This window comes from Microbacterium sp., from assembly GCF_031178525.1.
Classification (GTDB): Bacteria; Actinomycetota; Actinomycetes; order Actinomycetales; family Microbacteriaceae; genus Microbacterium.
Genome location: NZ_JAPSJA010000288.1, coordinates 1 through 2938, shown reverse-complemented (window position 1 = coordinate 2938; position 2938 = coordinate 1). Strand labels below are relative to the sequence as shown.

The window sequence follows — 2938 nt, the reverse complement described above, 5'->3', positions numbered from 1 at the left end:
GTCTTCGAGGACGGGCTGCCGCGCAAGGACCAGTACCGCTCGTTCTCGATCGCCCACACGACGGACGACACCGACTCGATCCATCAGGTCCTCACACGGCGCCTCGCGCACCTCGACCGAGCGGACGAGCCCGAGGCGCAGCCGGACGAGGACGGCGTCGTCAAGAAGCGTCCGCGCTTCGCCTACCCGCCGCAGCTGCTGATCGTCGACGGTGGCAAGCCCCAGGTCGAGGCCGCGGCGCGCGCCCTGCGAGAGTCCGGTCACGAGGAGATCGCGCTCTGCGGCATCGCCAAGCGCCTGGAGGAGATCTGGCTGCCCGGCGACGACTTCCCCGTCATCCTGCCGCGCACGAGCGAGGCCCTGTATCTCGTGCAGCGCCTGCGCGACGAGGCGCACCGCTTCGCCATCTCCCACCAGCGTCGCAAGCGCAAGCGCGACATCCGCAGCGTGCTGAGCGAGGTCCCCGGGCTCGGCGAGGCGCGCATCCGGGCCCTGCTTCGGCACTTCGGCTCGGTCGCCGCGCTGCGCACGGCGACGGTCGAGCAGATCGAGGAGCTGCCGGGCATCGGGCCCAAGCTCGCCGAGACGGTGTTCCGCCACCTGCAGGGAGATCTGCGGGAAGAACGCGCGACGGCATAGGGTTGAGCTGATGGTCGAGGACGCGCACGAGCCGGGTGGCACGGGAGAGGTGCTCATCGTCACCGGCATGTCCGGTGCCGGGCGGTCGACGGTCGCGAACGCGCTCGAGGACCTCGACTGGTACGTCGTCGACAACCTGCCACCGCAGATGCTGCGGCCGCTGCTCGATCTCGCGGGACGTCTGGGAGGACAGCTGCCGCGCGTCGCGGCGGTCGTCGACGTGCGAGGCCGCGATCTGTTCGCCGAGCTGCCCGCGGAGGCGCAGGCCATCCGCGACAGCCGCAACCTGCGGGTCGTGTTCCTCGACGCCTCCGACGAGGTGCTCGTGCGCCGCTTCGAGGCCGTGCGCCGGCCGCACCCGCTGCAGGGGAACGGCACGATCGTCGACGGCATCCACCGCGAGCGGACGCTGCTGGCGCCGCTGCGTGAGGGCGCCGACGTGATCATCGACACCTCTCGGTTCAACATCCACCAGCTGGCGAACCGCGTGGGGGACCTGTTCGCCGACGCGGAGGCGCCCGCCCACATCGTGACCGTGCAGAGCTTCGGTTTCAAGTACGGACTGCCCCCCGACGCCGACCTCGTGGCCGACATGCGCTTCCTGCCGAACCCGTTCTGGAACGACGATCTGCGGGGGCTCACAGGCGAGGACGCCGAGGTCAGCGACTACGTCATGGCGCAGGACGGCGCGGCGGACTTCCTCGACGCGTACGCGAACGCGCTCCGCCCGGTGCTCGCGGGCTACCAGCGGGAGAACAAGCGGCACTCCACCGTCGCGGTCGGCTGCACGGGCGGCAAGCACCGCTCCGTCGCGATGGCGATCGCCCTCGCCGAGCGCCTCAAGGACGCGACGGGCGTGTCGGTGCGCGTGCGGCACCGCGACCTCGGGCGCGAATGACCCGGGCTAGCGCCTCCGGCTGAGAAGTCACCCCCGGTGGCGGAGGGCCCGCGGAAGGTAGGCTGAGTCTTCGCGCCGATCGTGGCGCTGCAGTCTCAGAAGTAGGGGGAACGTTGTCTTTGACCGCCGATGTCAAGGCCGAGCTTGTCGCCGTGCGCGACCCGCGTCCGTCGGTGCGCGTCGCCGAGCTGACCGCGCTTCTGCGGTTCGCGGGCGGCCTGCACTCGATCGCCGGACGCGTGGCGGTCGAGGCCGAGGTCGACACCCCCGATCTGGCCCGCCGCACCGCGCGCGACATCGCCGAGATCTACGGCGTGCGTCCCGAGCTCGCCCGCATCCAGGGCTCCGGCAGCCGCGAGGGCGAGTACTTCGCCGTGCGCGTCGTCGACGGCGGCGAGACGCTCGCGCGCCAGACCGGCCTGCTCGACGTGCGCCGCCGCCCCGTGCGCGGCCTGCCGAACAAGCTCACCACAGGCTCGCGGGACGATCTCGCGGCCGTATGGCGCGGCGCGTTCCTCGCCTCGGGCAGCCTGTCGGAGCCGGGTCGCTCGGCGTCGCTCGAGATCTCGTGCCCCACGGGCGAGGCGGGCATGGCCCTGGTCGGCGCCGCCCATCGCATCGGCGTCGCGGCGAAGGCCCGCGAGGTGCGCGGTGTGCCGCGCGTCGTCGTGCGCGAGGCGGAGGCCATCCGCGGCATGCTCGTCGCGATGGGCGCCGCGCAGACCGCGACCGAGTGGGACCAGCTGCGCCAGCGCCGCGAGGTCCGTGCGGGCGTGAACCGCCTCGTGAACTTCGACGACGCGAATCTGCGCCGCTCGGCTCAGGCCGCCGTCGCCGCGTGCGCGCGTGTGGAGCGTGCGCTCGAGATCCTGGGCGACGAGGTGCCGCCGCACCTGCGTCAGGCCGGCGAGCTGCGCCTCGCGCACCGCGACGCCAGCCTGGACGAGCTCGGTCACCACGCCGACCCGCCGCTGACCAAGGACGCCGTCGCGGGACGCATCCGCCGGCTGCTGGCGATGGCCGACAAGCGCGCGGAGCAGGACGGCGTGCCCGGCACGGAATCGGCCGTTCCCGCCGGTTCTTAGGCCACGGCCGCGATCCGCGCAACAGGGAGTCCCGCGGCCTTCCGGCGTCACTAGGATGAGGATCGTCCGGTCCCGTTGCGAAAGCGACGCGGAGGCACACCGATAGCGCCGGCAGCCCGGCGCGGATGGGAACATCGCATGGCTGTCTACACCCTCCCCGACCTGCCCTACGACTACGCGGCGCTCGAGCCGCACATCAGCGGCAAGATCATGGAGCTGCACCACGACAAGCACCACGCCACGTACGTCGCCGGAGCCAACACGGCGCTCGAGCAGCTCGCCGCCGCGCGAGAGGCCGGCGACTTCGCCAACGTGA

The 2938-nt window shown here is 72.3% G+C and carries 3 protein-coding genes and 1 pseudogene; all 4 read left to right on the top strand.

Annotated elements, in window-relative coordinates:
- Positions 1-639 (top strand): helix-hairpin-helix domain-containing protein (locus RIF89_RS13290; RefSeq protein WP_309069570.1); only part of this gene is annotated, 639 nt, incomplete at its 5' end.
- Between the two features lie 10 nt (positions 640-649).
- Positions 650-1537 carry an RNase adapter RapZ gene (rapZ, locus tag RIF89_RS13285; protein ID WP_309069569.1) on the top strand — a complete coding sequence of 296 codons (888 nt, stop codon included), beginning with the start codon at positions 650-652 and terminating at the stop codon, positions 1535-1537.
- Between the two features lie 113 nt (positions 1538-1650).
- Positions 1651-2622 carry a DNA-binding protein WhiA gene (whiA, locus tag RIF89_RS13280; protein ID WP_309069568.1) on the top strand — a complete coding sequence of 324 codons (972 nt, stop codon included), beginning with the start codon at positions 1651-1653 and terminating at the stop codon, positions 2620-2622.
- Positions 2623-2760: 138 nt separating this feature from the next.
- A pseudogene (locus RIF89_RS13275) lies at positions 2761-2938 on the top strand (superoxide dismutase); the annotation flags it as partial.

What these genes read in the sequence shown, in the direction of transcription:
- rapZ (WP_309069569.1), top strand. Translation starts at nt 650, where the DNA reads ATGGTCGAGGACGCGCACGAGCCGGGTGGCACGGGAGAGGTGCTCATC.